The organism is Paenibacillus agricola (assembly GCF_011440305.1).
Classification (GTDB): Bacteria; Bacillota; Bacilli; order Paenibacillales; family NBRC-103111; genus Paenibacillus_S; species Paenibacillus_S agricola.
The window spans coordinates 122,242-138,439 of sequence record NZ_JAAOIW010000004.1; the positions used below are offsets into that span (position 1 = coordinate 122,242).

Annotated in this window: 13 protein-coding genes and 1 pseudogene; 1 reads left to right on the forward strand and 13 read right to left on the reverse strand. The window is 46.4% G+C overall.

The annotated features are described in order from the left end of the window. Positions 1–83 precede the first annotated feature (83 nt). Positions 84–1,529 (forward strand): MDR family MFS transporter, encoded by a 1,446-nt coding sequence (locus tag G9U52_RS11960; protein ID WP_166149752.1) that lies wholly within the window; start codon positions 84–86, stop codon positions 1,527–1,529. 130 nt (positions 1,530–1,659) lie between these two features. Here G9U52_RS11960 and G9U52_RS11965 read toward each other — a convergent pair whose 3' ends face one another. The 13 genes and pseudogenes from G9U52_RS11965 to G9U52_RS12025 all read right to left on the reverse strand — a co-directional run bounded on the left by G9U52_RS11965 (position 1,660) and on the right by G9U52_RS12025 (position 16,082). After that, entirely contained in the window at positions 1,660–2,106 is a 447-nt protein-coding gene (locus tag G9U52_RS11965) for a DUF6526 family protein (RefSeq protein WP_166149754.1), read from the reverse strand. A gap of 14 nt (positions 2,107–2,120) precedes the next feature. Next, entirely contained in the window at positions 2,121–7,889 is a 5,769-nt protein-coding gene (locus tag G9U52_RS11970) for a HAMP domain-containing protein (RefSeq protein ID WP_166149756.1), read from the reverse strand. A 192-nt stretch (positions 7,890–8,081) separates the two neighbouring features. After that, positions 8,082–9,524, reverse strand: coding sequence for a nicotinate phosphoribosyltransferase (locus G9U52_RS11975; protein ID WP_166149758.1), 1,443 nt, complete (start codon positions 9,522–9,524; stop codon positions 8,082–8,084). Then, complete coding sequence (gene nadE, locus G9U52_RS11980; RefSeq protein ID WP_166149760.1) at positions 9,525–10,385, reverse strand: NAD(+) synthase; 861 nt, start codon at positions 10,383–10,385, stop codon at positions 9,525–9,527. 16 nt (positions 10,386–10,401) lie between these two features. Next, a complete protein-coding gene (locus G9U52_RS11985) occupies positions 10,402–10,935 on the reverse strand; it encodes a cysteine hydrolase family protein (protein ID WP_166149762.1) in 534 nt (177 codons plus the stop codon). A gap of 202 nt (positions 10,936–11,137) precedes the next feature. Further along, the gene (locus G9U52_RS11990) at positions 11,138–11,887 is read right to left on the reverse strand and encodes a GTP pyrophosphokinase (RefSeq protein ID WP_311764852.1); all 750 of its coding nucleotides are present in this window, start codon (positions 11,885–11,887) and stop codon (positions 11,138–11,140) included. A 105-nt stretch (positions 11,888–11,992) separates the two neighbouring features. Further along, positions 11,993–12,211, reverse strand: coding sequence for a hypothetical protein (locus G9U52_RS42180; RefSeq protein ID WP_166149764.1), 219 nt, complete (start codon positions 12,209–12,211; stop codon positions 11,993–11,995). Beyond that, positions 12,201–12,422, reverse strand: a complete 222-nt coding sequence (locus G9U52_RS42185; RefSeq protein ID WP_166149766.1) for a TerD family protein — start codon at positions 12,420–12,422, stop codon at positions 12,201–12,203. The genes G9U52_RS42180 and G9U52_RS42185 overlap by 11 nt, the downstream gene beginning before the upstream one ends. Beyond that, positions 12,410–12,637, reverse strand: coding sequence for a hypothetical protein (locus G9U52_RS42190; RefSeq protein ID WP_243767296.1), 228 nt, complete (start codon positions 12,635–12,637; stop codon positions 12,410–12,412). The genes G9U52_RS42185 and G9U52_RS42190 overlap by 13 nt, the downstream gene beginning before the upstream one ends. A 4-nt stretch (positions 12,638–12,641) precedes the next feature. Then, positions 12,642–12,716: pseudogene (locus tag G9U52_RS42195) on the reverse strand (chemical-damaging agent resistance protein C); the annotation flags it as partial. Next, positions 12,713–14,788 carry a class I SAM-dependent methyltransferase gene (locus G9U52_RS12010; protein WP_166149768.1) on the reverse strand — a complete coding sequence of 692 codons (2,076 nt, stop codon included), beginning with the start codon at positions 14,786–14,788 and terminating at the stop codon, positions 12,713–12,715. The pseudogene G9U52_RS42195 and the gene G9U52_RS12010, both read right to left, overlap by 4 nt. Positions 14,789–15,020: 232 nt before the next feature. Then, the gene (locus G9U52_RS12020; RefSeq protein ID WP_166149772.1) at positions 15,021–15,674 is read right to left on the reverse strand and encodes a Bax inhibitor-1/YccA family protein; all 654 of its coding nucleotides are present in this window, start codon (positions 15,672–15,674) and stop codon (positions 15,021–15,023) included. A 102-nt stretch (positions 15,675–15,776) separates the two neighbouring features. Further along, positions 15,777–16,082: a Dabb family protein gene (locus G9U52_RS12025; RefSeq protein WP_375790247.1), complete on the reverse strand. Its 306-nt coding sequence runs from the start codon at positions 16,080–16,082 to the stop codon at positions 15,777–15,779. Between the last annotated feature and the right edge of the window lie 116 nt (positions 16,083–16,198).

Sequence of the window (16,198 nt, forward strand, 5' to 3'; positions counted from 1 at the left end):
AAATGATTGTATCATACAACTATATGAAAAATATACCTCGTTCTCGTTGTGTTTGATAGCAGTGATGAAAGGCGGACACTACCATGGCAAGCAAAGCAACTGCTAATTCAGCGTTCTGGTTAATTATTTTATCGATTTTTTTCGGAAATTTTATGTCCATTCTCAGTTCTACAACGATCAATGTTGCCTTTCCAATATTTATGAAGGATTTTCATGCCGAATTAGGCGCTGTTCAATGGATGATTACCGGATTTTTGCTGGCTACAGGAGTTGTCGCTCCGGTTGTTGGCTATTTTGGTGACCGCTGGAGCTATAAACGTTTATACCTATTTGCTCTTATAGGCTTCACGTTATTCTCTGGATTATGTACGGTCGCATGGAATATTGAATCGTTGGTGTTGTTTCGGATTTTGCAAGGGGTATTCAGCGGATTAATTATCCCTACTACCATGACGATGATCTATCAATTTATTGAAAAAGATAGACAGGCATTCGCGATGAGCTTATGGAGCCTCTCCTCCATGCTGGCACCAGCTTTTGGACCGACACTTGGAGGCTGGCTTACGGAATATTGGGGCTGGAGATCGTTGTTTCTTCTTAATTTGCCAATCGGGCTTACTGCTATTGCAGTTGCGTTCAAATGCCTTCCCTATCAACGGGCAAGCCAGTCGAAGACTTTCGATTTATCCGGTTTTATTACCGTGCTTATTAGCAGCACGTTCATCATTCTTGCTTTTAGTGAAGGCAATGGCTGGGGCTGGACCTCCTGGAAAACCTTGTCACTCCTATGTATTGGGGCAGCAACCTTGGTTTATTTTATTCGCCATGAGCTTTCCTTGAAGGAGCCTTTGCTTAACCTGAGTGTGTTTCAATCCCGCCGCTTTACGTACAGCTTAATCATTAATTGCGTTATTACCGCGTCGTTATACTCGGGAACTTTTTTAATTCCGGTATTCCTGCAGGATGTCCAGCAATCTACGGCTTTGAATACGGCTTTGGTGCTGCTGCCCGGTTCCTTGGTTATGGCGTTGTTTTCACCGATTGTTGGCCGGCTGTATAGCAAAATAGGCCCATTTGGGCTGATTCTTAGCGGCATTATATTGTTGACCATCTCGACGTGGGAGTTAAGCCATATTACGCTGCAGGCTACTCATATGTATGTGGCGGTTTGGATGACGATCCGTTATGTGGGGATTGCCTTGGCCTTTATGCCGGTTATGAATGCGGGGATGTCTGCCATTCCCAAAGAAAAATCCGGACATGCCTCGTCCGTAACGAACTGGGTACGACAAGCTACAGGAGCTTTGTCCATCGGGATTTTCAGCTCCATGCTCGCTGCCAGGTCGTTAACTCACCAGCAAGAGCTCAGTGAAGGTGCAGCGGCAAGCACATCATTACTACGAGAGCAAGGTATGACCTTGGGCGTTCAGGATGTTTTTATGGCGGCTACGATCATTTGTATATTGGCTATCCCACTCACCTTTTTGTTAAAAGAAAAACGCCGGAAAGCTCAGCCTATGACCGAGTGAAGGTGTAAAAAGGATCAATATGGAGCAAAGGACAAACACGACCTGAGTCCGATCCCACATGAAAAGCAAAAGGACCTCCTATCCACTAATTTAGTGGGGGAGGTCCTTTTTTTGTATGGTACCACTGTTCTTAAATCCGCATCGTATCCACGCGGCGGTTTTTAATCGCGGCTTGAATAGCGGCCGGCTGTAAATTTTCGCTAGCTGTCCGCTCTGCCAGTGCTGGTAATTCATTGTCCCCTGCATAACGCAGGGCAATGATTTGGGCTAGCGTAAGCTTGGGATTTAATTCCTTGCCTGTTAAACGAAAATGGCGGAATTGCTCCTCTACCCTCACGATCCGATCCTGTGTCTTCGTTGCATAGACACGCATTTTCAACACAGCAAGCAATAATCCTAAGGTGATGCCAAACAGCAAGGCATACATAGCCACAGACTGCCCATCTCGTAATGCAGTGAATAGATTGATGCAAGACCAGATGAACACGATTAAGGCAATTGGTAAGTTAACAAAATGATGTGCGGGATCAAAGCGTAACGCCTGTTTGGCATTTGATTGTGATTGTGGTTCCTCCATGCCTTTCCCCCTTTTTAAGAATTGAATATTTTGTGGTAGCCTTGCCGTTTCGGATCACTTTCAACATCCAGGTTATCCTCTACAGCCAACCAGTTCCGGATCATCGAAAGCAGCTGGGCACTATTAACTGGCTTGGTAATATAATCGGAGGCACCTGCTTCCAGACATTGCTCACGGTCGCCTTTCATCGCTTTGGCAGTCAAAGCAATAATCGGAAGCTCCTTGAACTCTGCTTTCTCCCGGATTGTACGTGTCGTTTCATAGCCATCCATCACCGGCATCATAATATCCATTAACACAATTTGAATATCCGGCGTTTGCTCAAGGATCGTAATCGCGTCATGTCCGTTCTCGGCTGCAATCACCTTCATCCCATGGCGTTCCAAAATCGTCGTTAAAGCGAAAATATTGCGGATATCATCATCAACAACCAGCACCTTTTTCGTCTCGATCATCGCATCGGATTGCAGGTGGTTGACAAGTGTTTCCTTGGGCCCCTCTGGAAGATTCTCCGCATTCCTGTGTAGGAACAGAGTTGTTTCATCAATAATTTGAATCGGCGACTTCACTTCCTTGACCACTGCCGTCCTGATCAATTCATCCAGCTCATTGGCTTCCTCGGGTGACAGCTTTCTGCTTGTATGAACCACGATTGGCAGGTATTTATTTTTGGAGATTTTTTGCATTTCGCGCACCAATTGAATGACGGACATATCCGACAAATCATTGTCGATAAGCACGCAGTCAAAGCTTTTGCTTTTAAATTGGTTCAGTGCTTTGCGGGAAGTATCCACGGCGACAATTTTGATATCTTTATTTTCGAGCAAATTCATAAATTGCTTACGCCTTGCCTCATCACTTACCACAACGAGCAGCTGGTGTACCGCTTTGTCCGCAAAGTTATTTAATTTGTCCAATGCATTTTCCAGATCTTCTTTCGTTACAGGCTTACAAATGTAATCATACACGCCTTTTTGCATCAATTGAATAACATCTTCCTCTACAGAAATGACGCATACCGGAATATGGCGGGCATTCATATCATTTTTCAAATGCTCAATGACGATCCAGCCATCTGTATCCTTGAGGTGTAGATCCAAAGTGATCGCAATGGGTTTATATTGGTTGGCAAGCTCTAAAGCATTCGAGCCCTTGTTCGTAAGGATCACTTTGATCCCCTTTTTGCGCAGTGCATCCAGCAGAATTTCATTAAACTTCTGGTCATCCTCAATGATTAAGAATACACGGTCCCCCGGCAGGATATTGTCCCGATCATCAATCACTTCCTCTTCCGTATTCAATTGGAAGGTTCTAGTCCGTTTGGGCGGCGTGACATCAATGACCTCCGAAATGTACTTTGGCTTCACCTCGGGCTCTATCATATCGGTTTCAAACGGCAGGTACAGATTAAAGGTGCTGCCTTGACCAACCATACTGAAGAGGGTCAGCTCTCCACCCAGCATCGTTGCAATTTCACGTGAAATCGCAAGGCCCAGACCAGTTCCGCCATATTCCCGATTTGTACTGCCATCAGCTTGCTGGAACGCTTCGAATATAATTTGCTGCTTTTCCTTAGGGATGCCGATACCTGTATCACTTACCGAGAAGCAAAGTACACCTTTTGCGCGATTCAGCACATCGTTGTTAGGGCTCCAATCATTCAAAGCTCTCCGGATCAGCAGCATCACTTGACCCTGATCCGTAAATTTGAAGGCATTGGACAATAAATTCTTCAGAATTTGTTGCAGTCTTTTGGAATCCGTCAAAATCGCCTTAGGCACATTAGGCTCAATCTTAATTAAATAATCAAGCTTTTTATTATCGATCATATGGCGGAAGGTGCGATCCAATCCATCGGTAATTTCCTTGATTGAGGTTTCAATGAAATCCGGCGTAACCGTTCCCGATTCAATCTTCGACAGATCCAGGATGTCATTGATTAGATTCAACAGGTCAAACCCAGAGTCTTGGATCGTTTTGGCAAATTTCACTTGGATTTCCGTCAAGTTCGATTCCGGATTATCCACAAGCTGCTCGGCAAGCAGCAGCAATGAATTTAGCGGCGTCCGCAGCTCATGCGACATATTCGCCAAAAATTCCGATTTATATTTGGAGGTTAATACCAACTGCTCCGCCTTTTCCTCCAAGAATCGCTTCGCTACCTCGACTTCGTTGTTTTTACTTTCCACCTCGGCCTTCTGGATAACGAGCAGCTTCGCTTTATCCTCCAGCTCTTCGTTCGTCGTTTGCAGCTCATTTTGCTGCTTTTGCAGCTCTTCAGTTAACGACTGGGATTGCATCAGCAATTCCTCAGTACGTCTATTCGCCTGCATCGTATTAATAACGATACCAATCGATTCCGTTAATTGATCGAGGAAAGCCAGGTCGATTTCGCTAAAAGCACGGAACGAAGCCAGCTCTAAGACCGCAAGCACCTGATCCTCAAAAATAATCGGCAGCAGCACAATATTGAGCGGAGTGCCTTCGCCTAAGCCAGAGGAAATGACGACATAATCGGCAGGCACATTCGTCAATAAGATGCGCTGATTTTCGATTAGGCATTGGCCCACCAAGCCTTCACCTTGACGGAACTCGTTAGACAAATGCTTGCGCTGCTGATAAGCATAGCTGGCAAACAGCTTGAGCACAGGCTCTCCATCCAAAGTCTCATTAATATAAAAGACGCCGTGCTGCATAGAAACCAGCGGTGCCAATTCGGAGAGGATCATTCGGCATACGGCAAACAAATCCCTTTGACCCTGCAGCAAGCGTGAAAATTTCGCAAGATTCGTTTTTAACCAATCCTGCTCGGTATTAATCCGCGTCGTTTCCTTCAGGTTGCGAATCATTTCATTGATATTGTCTTTCAGTGTGGCGACCTCACCGGCTGTTGCAACATCGATCGTTCTCGAGAGGTCACCCTTCGTAACGGCTGTCGCAACATTGGTAATGGCTCGTACCTGTGTAGTTAATGTACTCGCCATATAGTTAACATTATCAGTCAAGTCCCGCCATGTGCCTGCTGCACCTGGTACATTCGCTTGTCCGCCCAGTTTACCTTCGGCACCAACCTCGCGCGCAACGGTCGTAACCTGGTCAGCAAAGGTAGCCAGCGTATCGATCATATTATTGATCGTATCGGTCAGCTCAGCGATTTCGCCCTTGGCATCAACCGTCAGCTTCTGCTTCATGTTCCCGTTTGCTACCGCGGTTACAACCTTGGCAATACCACGCACCTGGTCCGTTAAATTCGTCGCCATAATATTAACATTATCGGTGAGATCCTTCCAGATTCCCCCTACACCACGCACCTGTGATTGCCCGCCCAACTTCCCATCGGTACCTACCTCACGCGCAACCCGTGTAACCTCGGAGGCAAAGGAATTCAATTGGTCCACCATCGTGTTGATCGTATTTTTCAGCTCAAGCAATTCACCTTTAACATCTACGGTAATTTTTTTGGACAAGTCTCCATTCGCAACCGCCGTAGTCACCTCGGCAATATTACGCACCTGATTCGTCAAATTCGAAGCCATATAGTTAACCGTGTCCGTTAAGTCCTTCCACGTTCCACCTACGCCCTTAACCTGCGCCTGGCTTCCCAGCTTACCTTCAGTACCTACCTCACGGGCAACACGTGTGACCTCGGAGGCAAACGTCGAGAGCTGGTCCACCATCGTATTGATCGTGTTTTTCAGCTCAAGGATTTCCCCTTGAACGTCTGCGGTAATTTTCTTCGACAAATCGCCATTCGCAACCGCTGTTGTAACGACCGCGATATTACGCACCTGGTTCGTCAAGTTGGAAGCCATGTAGTTAACGCTCTCCGTCAAGTCGCGCCAAGTACCGGCAACACCCGTAACCTGAGCTTGCCCACCCAACATACCAAGCGTACCCACCTCACGCGCCACCCGCGTAACCTCAGAGGCAAAAGTGGACAGCTGATCCACCATCGTATTGATCGTGTTTTTCAATTCCAGGATTTCGCCTCTGGCGATAACCGTAATTTGCTTGGACAAATCGCCTTTGGCAACTGCTGTGGTAACCTCCGCAATATTACGCACTTGGTCGGTTAGTGTGCCCGCCATGAAATTAACGTTATCCGTCAAGTCCTTCCATGTTCCCGAGACATCTTTAACGTCCGCTTGGCCGCCCAGCTTGCCCTCGGTCGATACCTCACGGGCAACACGCGTAACCTCGGAGGCAAAGGTAGACAACTGCTCCACCATCGTATTGATCGTGTTTTTCAGCTCAAGAATTTCGCCGCGGGCATTGACCGTAATTTGCTTGGACAGATCGCCCTTTGCTACCGCTGTAGTCACCTCCGCGATATTACGCACCTGATCGGTCAGGGTGCCCGCCATAAAGTTAACGTTATCGGTCAAATCCTTCCACGTACCCGAGACATCCTTAACATCCGCTTGGCCGCCCAGCTTGCCCTCGGTCGAAACCTCACGGGCGACCCGCGTAACCTCCGAGGCGAAGTTGCTGAGTTGGTCTACCATCGTATTGATCGTGCTCTTCAGCTCCAAAATTTCACCTTTGGCGTCAACGGTAATCGTTTTGGACAAATCGCCCTTGGCGACCGCTGTTGTCACCTCGGCAATATTACGCACCTGATTCGTCAGATTGCTTGCCATATAGTTAACGCTTTCAGTTAAATCACGCCAAGTTCCGGCAACTCCGCTTACTTCAGCTTGCCCACCGAGAATCCCTTCGGTACCTACCTCACGAGCCATCCGAGTAACCTCGGAAGCAAACGTTGAAAGCTGGTCCACCATTGTATTAATTGTATTTTTTAGCTCAAGGATTTCCCCTTGGACATCCGCTGTAATTTTTTTAGATAAATCCCCATTCGCAACAGCCGTCGTAACTACTGCGATATTACGTACCTGGTTTGTCAAGTTCGAAGCCATATAGTTAACGCTTTCCGTCAAATCCCGCCAGGTTCCCGATACACCTTTAACATCTGCTTGTCCACCCAGCTTTCCTTCGGTACCAACCTCACGGGCAACCCGTGTAACCTCCGAAGAGAAGGTCGAGAGCTGATCCACCATCGTATTGATCGTGTTTTTTAGCTCCATAATTTCGCCTTTGGCATTAACGGTAATTTGTTTGGACAAATCCCCGTTCGCAACGGCTGTCGTTACCGCAGCAATATTACGCACCTGGTCCGTTAAATTGCTCGCCATATTATTAACCCCATCGGTCAGGTCCTTCCATGTACCTGATACGCCTTTTACATCCGCTTGTCCGCCCAGCTTACCATCGGTTCCTACCTCACGCGCTACGCGTGTTACCTCAGAGGCAAAGGTGCTGAGCTGGTTCACCATCATATTAATATTCGTTGCCGTTCTGTGGTATTCCCCGGTCAAAGCCCGGCCTTCAAATTCAAGGTCAACCTTTTGCGATAGATCGCCTTGGGCAACCGCGTTAATAACCCGTACCATTTCACTGGTTGGTTGCACCAAATCAATAACAAGGCCGTTAAGGGATTCCACGACGGTATCCCAAGAGCCTCCTGTATTTTTATGGGTTAACCTTCGGGTAAGCTGGCCTTCCTTGCCTACTACTTTGGCAACGGTTTGCACCTCGGTTACCAGGCTTTCCTGCATATCCATAATTTCATTAAAAGTATCAGCTACTTTGCCGGCAATACCTGTATGGTCGTAAGGTAATCGATAGGAAAAATTGCCCTTCTTCAAAGCCATTAAGGCATTAAGCAATTCACCTGTGTCCAAGGCATTTTGGATCGATTCTAGATTATGTTCTTGATCCGGCATAGTAAACTTCCTTTCTATCTATCAATTTTGACTTCACAATATAGCATTCTTAACTGTAATTCTAGTGTTTATTTTACACAATAAATGTTCCGTTTACAAACATCCCAGAACCTACTCCTTTTGGTAAATCAACGTAAAAAAGAGCCTGTACAAGCACTCTTTCCGGGAATCTACGACATCGGTTGGAAGCTATTATTTCGAATGCTCCTGGATCAAATCCATTTTTTGCTGCCAAGCCTTTACGCTTAAATCGATCGGGTATATGGCAGGATTCAGCTTGCGCAAATATTCCGGCCAAAATAGATCCAGCTGCTCACGGTGGAACCTGCGAATTTGCTCCAAGGCCGGCAATTCATAGACCTGCTTGCCTTCCACAAATATCGGGCGAAGCAGTGGGATCGCGTCGTAATCCTCGACAAATTTGAATAAATAGGGATGCAGCTTATCGAACAGCTTCAGCTTCTGCCCTTGCACCGCTTCTGTTTCTCCGGCAAGCGTCACATAGTCGGCCTCCGCTTTGCCCGTCGCCCTACTGACAATACGATAGGCATCCTTGATGCCCGGCGTCGAAACCTTCTCCGGGTTGCCGGATATTTTAATAACCGGTACATAAGCTCCGTCCTTTTCGCGGGCAACCAGCTTATACACACCGCCAAGCGAAGGCTGGTCTGCCGCGGTTATTAATTGCGTGCCTACTCCCCAGCTATCGATTCGTGCGCCTTGCGCCTTTAGGTTGAAAATAATATGCTCATCGAGGTCATTCGAAGCTACGATTTTCACATAAGACAAGCCCGCTTCATCGAACATTGCCCTTGCGGTCTTGGAGAGATAAGCCAAATCGCCACTGTCTAGGCGAATCCCGTTCATCTGCTTGCCTTGCTGCTCCATCGCTTTAGCGACCTTGATCGCAAGCGGCACGCCGCTGCGCAGCGTATCATAGGTGTCGACAAGCAGCGTCACCTGATTGGGAAGTGCCTCGGCATAGCGGATGAAGGCTTGCTCCTCCGTGTCGTGGCTCTGCACCCAGGCATGGGCATGTGTGCCTTTGGAAGGGATGCCGAACAGCATCCCTGCACGCATATTCGAGGTCGCATCGAAGCCGACGATATAAGCAGCACGTGCGCCCCAGATGGCGGCATCGGCCTCCTGCGCGCGGCGCGTGCCGAACTCCATCAGGATATCATCCGGCGCAACCTGGCGAATTCTTGAAGCCTTCGTGGCGATCAGCGTCTGGAAATTCATAAAGTTAAGCAGCGCCGTTTCCACAAGCTGCGCCTCAAAGATCTCGCCTTCCACACGGATTAAAGGCTCGTTGGCAAATACAATAGCCCCTTCCTCCACGGCGCTTAGGTTGCCATTAAAGCGAAAGTCTCGCAGCAGCTTGAGAAATTCAGGATCATAATTCTCCTCCTGCTCCGCTAAATAAGCGATAATGTCATCATCGAAATGAAGATTGTTAATATAGTTAACAATTCGTTCCAGCCCGGCGAATACCGCATAACCATTGCCAAAGGGCAGCTTGCGAAAAAAAGCCTCGAACACCGCTTTGCTCTTATGGGAGCCATTCACCCAATGAGCATACATCATATTGATCTGGTATTTATCGGTGTGTAGTGTTAAATTATGATACGACATTTACAGCCTCTCCTTCCACCATACATCATACAGGGTGACAGCGCCATTGCGCTTATGCTCCGTCCGTTCATATCGCCTTTCTATAATATCCTTTGACGCTTCGGCAATGTGCTTGCCTTCCAAATAGAGATCAATTTCCTCATAGGTTACGCCCAAGGCAACTTCATCTGGCAGCCCCGGCTTCAAGTCTTCGAGGTCTGCGGTTGGTTTTTTCAAATATAGCTGTTCAGGGCAGCCCAAATGCTTCAACAGCTGCTTGCCTTGGCGTTTATTAAGCCCAAATATAGGAGCCGCATCGCAGGCACCATCCCCATGCTTCGTGAAAAACCCACTGACAGCCTCCGCCGCATGGTCAGTACCCAGCACCAGCATTCGGTAGTGTCCTGCCAAATCATATTGCACCTTCATCCGTTCTCTTGCTTTAATATTGCCTTTCAAGAAGTCGCTAAGCTTCTCGCCTGTCGCCTGCTCGAACTGTGCCACCGAAGCCTGCACTGCAGGCTGGATATTCACGGTTATGTTCAGTGATGGTTTAATGAACGTGATCGCCAATTGGGCATCGGCTTCATCCTGCTGTACACCATAAGGTAACCGCACGGTAATGAAGCGGTATTCCTCCCCAGCCAAACCTGCCGGGTCTGTAAGCTCCTCATTCAATTCATCGACGGCAATCTGCGCCAATTTGCCCGTAAGGGTCGAATCCTGCCCACCCGATATACCAAGCACAAACCCTACCGACTTCGAGGTTAACAAATAGCTTTTCAAAAAATCGACCCTTTGGCGAATTTCCGTAGCTGCATCAATCTCCGGCTGCACATGCAGCGCTTCGCGAATTTGTTCCTGTAATGTTGGTTTTGTCATAACCTCAACCCCCTGATTATAATAGTGTTGCTCCCAGCGTATGCTGGAAATGCCCCAATGCCCATTCATGCCCAGCAGCATTAAAGCTTGCTACGGCATCCTGGTGGACAATAATCTCAAAGCCTTTATTATAGGCATCCACTGCTGTATGCAAGACACAAATGTCTGTGCAGACACCAATGAGATGAAGCTCCTTAATGCCACGGGCACGAAGCTGCAATTCCAAATCCGTCCCAGCAAAAGCACTATAGCGCGTTTTGTCCATCCAATAAATCGCCTCACGGTTAGCTTCGTAAACTCCATTAAGTTTACCATATAAGTCCCTGCCTGCCGTACCCCTAATATTGTGGGGCGGGAATAGCTTGCTCTCGGGATGGTAGCGATCCTGCTCATCGTGCAGATCTACCGCCATCACCACATAATCCTTGTTGTGTACGAAGGCTTCCGTGAGCTCGGTGACCCGCTCCTCGATATCGATGCCTGGCTGGCCGCAAGGCAGCTTGCCAACAACAAAATCAACGGTGTAATCAATCACAATTATAGCTTTCATAAATCTCATCCGCCCCTTCATACAATATTCCAATAATATCATAACGACATTATTGATTGTGAAAAAGAAATCCGCAGCAGCCTTTTTCAACTGGATGCGGGTACTCCTTATACAGCTTCCACATTTATTCTCTTTGATACTTTCATTATGACATATTTAAAATATTTGTCAATCATTTATTTTGCCACCGCCAATATTGCCCTTATGAAAGGGGATCCTCACCACCCATTAAGCGCAATAAGGCTTCTGGGATTTCAAATTGCTGGTTACTGATGCGGATTTGATTCCTTTCCTCTTCTTCAAGCTCCAAATTCCCTTCTTTAATTTCTGTTATTTCTGTATGCAGCCGCTCCATTTGCTGATCCAAAGCCGTAGCCGAATCCGCCGCCGCCTTCAATTCCTGAAGCAACCGGTCTGGTACCGCTTGATTGTATTTATAAAAAATTTTGTGCTCCAGGCTGGCCCAGAAATCCATCGCGATCGTGCGAATCTGCACCTCAATACAAACCTGTTCTTGCCTATCCGACATAAACACCGGGATTTCAATTAATAAATGAAGGCTTTGGTAGCCATTAGGCTTCGGATTCTTAATATAGTCTTTAATTTCAAGAATTTTCAGGTCGCTTTGCCCTGCAAGCATCTCTTGAATACGGTAAATATCCGAAATAAAGGAGCAAGTGATTCTCATCCCTGCGATATCTTTAATATTATGCTTGATGCTCGGCAATGTAATTTCGAAGCCCTTTTTGTACATTTTGCGCATAATGCTCTCAGGTGTTTTCAAGCGGGATTTCGTATGCTCAATCGGATTGTAGTCGTGAAGAAATTGAAATTCTTCCTTTAAAATTTCCAGCTTCGTATCAATGGCGTCTAAAGCAAACTTATAAGCCATCATAAAACGGGTAATATCATTTTTGAATTGTCGAAATTGCTCGATCTGGTTAGTACTCACAGCCAATCTTCCTTTCTTATGTAAAGCTTTACTATTTTATTATATAGAAAGCTTACACAAGAACGGAAAACAAAGCAATATTTGCTAGCGCTCGAAGCGTTTGACTTATTTAAATTCCGTAGGTCCTGCATCCATTTTAAAGCTGCCATCTTGCTTAAGCAAAGGTGACCGCTCAGAACCACTTTTCGAATACGTTTCGACGTGGCTAATCACCATTTCATCCGCAGCCGTGAAATCAATCGCCGCAATTGCCACCCAATAGGCAAAGCTATTATTTTGCAAGAGCGGAGCTATTACCGTTTGTCCGGCATGGTTATCGACCACAGCTGGAATCCTGGTCTAATTCCATATAAGGCGACCTCTTCGCGCTGCCTAATTGACGGTAATAGATTTTATCAGCTGTCCCATCCTTCAACACATAGAAGCAATATAGATCCAAATCCTTTTTAGGATTATCCCATTTCAGCATGGCGGTTACTTTCGCAGACTTCTTGATGGATATCGATTCTTTTTTCTTCAGCTCTATTTCCCCCATAAAGAAGGGTTTGCTGCTGACACTTCTTCGGTTTTTACAGGAGCATGAACAGGCAGAACCGTGATGGGTGCCGCTTGAACAACTTGTTGAGCTGGCTCTACTTGGGTAAGCTTAGCGGGGGGAAACCACTTCGCTGCTCTCTTCTTCGATGACCACGATGCCGTAATGGCTGCAAAGCGCCGACAATCCGCCATGAAAGCCACTCGCGATCGCATTAAATTTCCAAGCTCCATTATTTATGTATAATTCACCAACAACAATCGCAGTCTCCAGCTTTAGCTCTGTACCACTTATTCAGCTTGCTTCTCAATCACAATGAGGCAGGTGCTATCGGGTAAATTCACAAGCTCCTGGCGTTCATTTCGCAGCTTAACCTTAAGACTCAGCGCCTCTGTATAGCCTTCCTGCAAAAAGTGGCGATTTTCCAAAATTAGCGCTTGGGAGCCGAGTACCTGATTAATGAAGCTAGTGAATTCAGATGGTGTGAAATACCCAAACTGCTCCTGTACTTCATGCACATAAGCCTCCTCGCCCCATGTATAGGTGTAGAGAAACTCCATCGCATCATTAATCGGCATCATTACCTCGCTTGGCCCCAATACTTCGAATTGAATGCTTCTACCGGCAAAATCCTTCACATACCGCTCCAGCCACAACATCCCGTCCTCGTCCACAAACGTAATAATCCGCTGCTGGTCGACGGGCTCGCTCATAACACCGTCCCTGATAATAATTCTGCCGCCTACGGGAATCACATCAAAAGCGCTGCGCAGAGCGGCAGCCACTGTGTCATGGTTAAATCGTTTGCCTTCATATTCCACATACGAATACAGCTCATGCAAGATCGAAGAAAAGATGACCGTGTCAATGCTCCCCGGCGTCACATATTCTTTCAAATTTAGAGCATCGCCCTTCATCACAATCCAGCGGCGGTTTTCCAGCTGCCGTTTACGCTCCAGCGCTTCGATCACATTTTGCGAAATGTCGATGCCTATCGCCTGCTTGCTCTCAAGTGTTTCCTCAATCAAATCGAGCATAACCCCGCCGCCAGGACCAATATCAACAACGCGGTTGCCTACAATATAGTCAAGAATAATTTTCTTGTAATCCGCCGTTTGATTCATCATCGATAAATATTCTTCCTCATTGTGAAAACGGTCATAAGCATCCCTGCGCAGCTCGAAGAGGTCAAACAGCATAAGGACAGCTTTCTCATACAGCGGAGATTTCTCGGCTTCCATGCAAAATTGGATCAGCTTGTCGGCTGCCGCGGAGAACTCCATTTGAAAATATACGGTATCCGGCTGATGGCTTTCCCGTTTTAGCTTGGGTGCCAGGTGGCCGTTAGCAGGTAATTGATCAACAGCGATATCCTCAAAGCTGCATTCGCGTAAATATTTTTCGATCATTCTTTTTTTGTAGACATTAATTTTTTTCTGTCCGCGATAATCATAATACATCGAATTCATCATAGGCTCAAAGCTGATGTGTATGGCCGGCTTCGTTTCATCCGAGCTAGCAATCATAAAAAGCATCTTGCCAAATTCTTCAAAAGAAAACTCCTGAAGCGCCGCTTCAACAAACCATAAGGTTTTGTCCTCCAAGCATTGGAGTGCCTCAATAACAGCCGGCTTCTCCAGCAGCACGCCATATTCCAGCTCGAAGTTGGCTCCGCGTGCAATCGATTCCGAGCGCAGCCTTTTCAGCCTGCTTTTCAGCGAGAATCCGCCCTCCTCACTGTTGCAGATAATAAGCTCCACAACCAGCTCGACCTCGCGCTCAACCACTTTCCATAGCTCCGGCGAAACAGCTGTGATGATACACGCATTCAACACCAGCAAAATATCTCTTAATTCACTGGCTGCAAGCATCCCTGATGTCACCAGCTCCGTCAAAGGCTTCTGTTCGGCGAAAGGCACCTCCCCCCGCAAATATTGCCCAATAAGTCCATGCGTATGGATAAGCGTAAAAATGACATGGCGCCTCGCCTCGCTCTGCTTCTGGTTGCCATGGCGCAAATAAATTTCTCCGGAGCCCACATTGTGGGCCATCAAATGCACCCCCTGCTCCCGCCATACCATCCGCTGGCGCAGGCTTCCGCCCTTAGCGACCTCCGACCAGACCAGCACCTCTTCAACGATCTCCCTAATCCAAAAGGACATGTGCTGCTGACTGAGCGCCTCCAACGATTTCTCGACATAATCGAGAACCGGATTTGCATTTATTAAATCGTGAAGCGATTGAACCCGTTCCAGATTGACCATTCTTTCTTCAGCTGAACCTATATAATGCAGCCAGGGATGCTCTGCAATAGCTACGTTCTCCTCATTTTTGTAAGCTTGAATAATGTCCAGTGCTAGCTGCAAAACGGCTCACCCTCTCTTGCCCTTTAGAACGTGCCATCAATAATCGTCCCGGCATTCATATCTATATTATCACGCACGCATTTTATTGAAAATGTCGATGTTCGTGTTGCAATCTTAATCACAGGCACAACCTTGATCCTGATGTATTCGACAAACTCAAAATAATCAAAAAAATGCACCTAAGCGCGAAAAAACGCCAAGGTGCATCGCAATCCCATATAGGTTCGCTTCCTTAATTCCTGCTAAAGCCCACAATCGAAGCCAAAAACCGTAATATATAAATGAACAGATTAATAAAGTTTAAATAAATATTAAGAGCGGCCATAGGCACTTGCTCAGAACCCACACCATCTTTATATTGGGATACATCGTATAATACCCAGCCGCTGAAAACAACAATGCCCAACACGGAGATGACCAAGTTCGTCACAGAGCCCATCGGTATAAATAAAGAAGCCAAGCTCACTACAATTAATCCAATGGTCGCTGCGAATAAGAAGCCGCCCAGAAAGCTGAAATCTCTTTGCGAACGGTAAGCGTAGAAGGATAAACCTCCGAAAATACCTGCCGTAGCCAAGAAAGCAACGGATACCAGATTGGCTCCAAGTAAGCCGCCGTAATTAGCAATGACCGGGTATAAGGTTACTCCCGTTACCGCTGTAAAAATATACAAAAAAGGATAACCTATCGTTTTGCCGCGGAATCGGATAATAAATACAGATACAAGCATGACCACTTCAACAACAATGAACAAGCCGACTAAGGAAGGCGGAATAAACATCGCACCCGCCAATGTACCTATAAACGAAACCAACAAAGAAAGCGCAAAAGTCTGCATTATATGCCCAAAGCTACCTGTATGCGATTGTACTAATGTTCGATCCATATCCTAAAACCTCCTTAACTAATACTTACGTGATTTGGCAATTTAAAGTTTCAATTTATTACTTATGTTATAACCTAGGCAACTCCCGTAACTTATGTAAGTTTATCTTGCTTGAAAATCGATTTCCAAAAAACGTGCAACTTCTTTTTTCCAAATATGCTCTACATAATCCACATGTACAGGATGCTCATTGTAAGCTGTATAGGCTGCTTGGTCGACAAACTCCATCGAGAATCCATAATCATAATCGTTTTTGCCGCTTATCTGACGAAACACTGCGAAATTCTCCACTAATGGAATCACTGATAAAACCGCTTCACTTTTCTGCAAAAATTGCTCGGCTTGCTCTGAGCCCGCCTCAACCTGCAAATTAAAAATTACCATATGCTTAATTCGTAGTTCTGCCAATGTCAAACCTCCATTCTTATGATTATAATCCAAACCTCCAACTATCATACCAATTTCATGCATATTTTTCCATACGGTCAAAGTTATTTCATTGGTTACACCTTTACGATCCATTA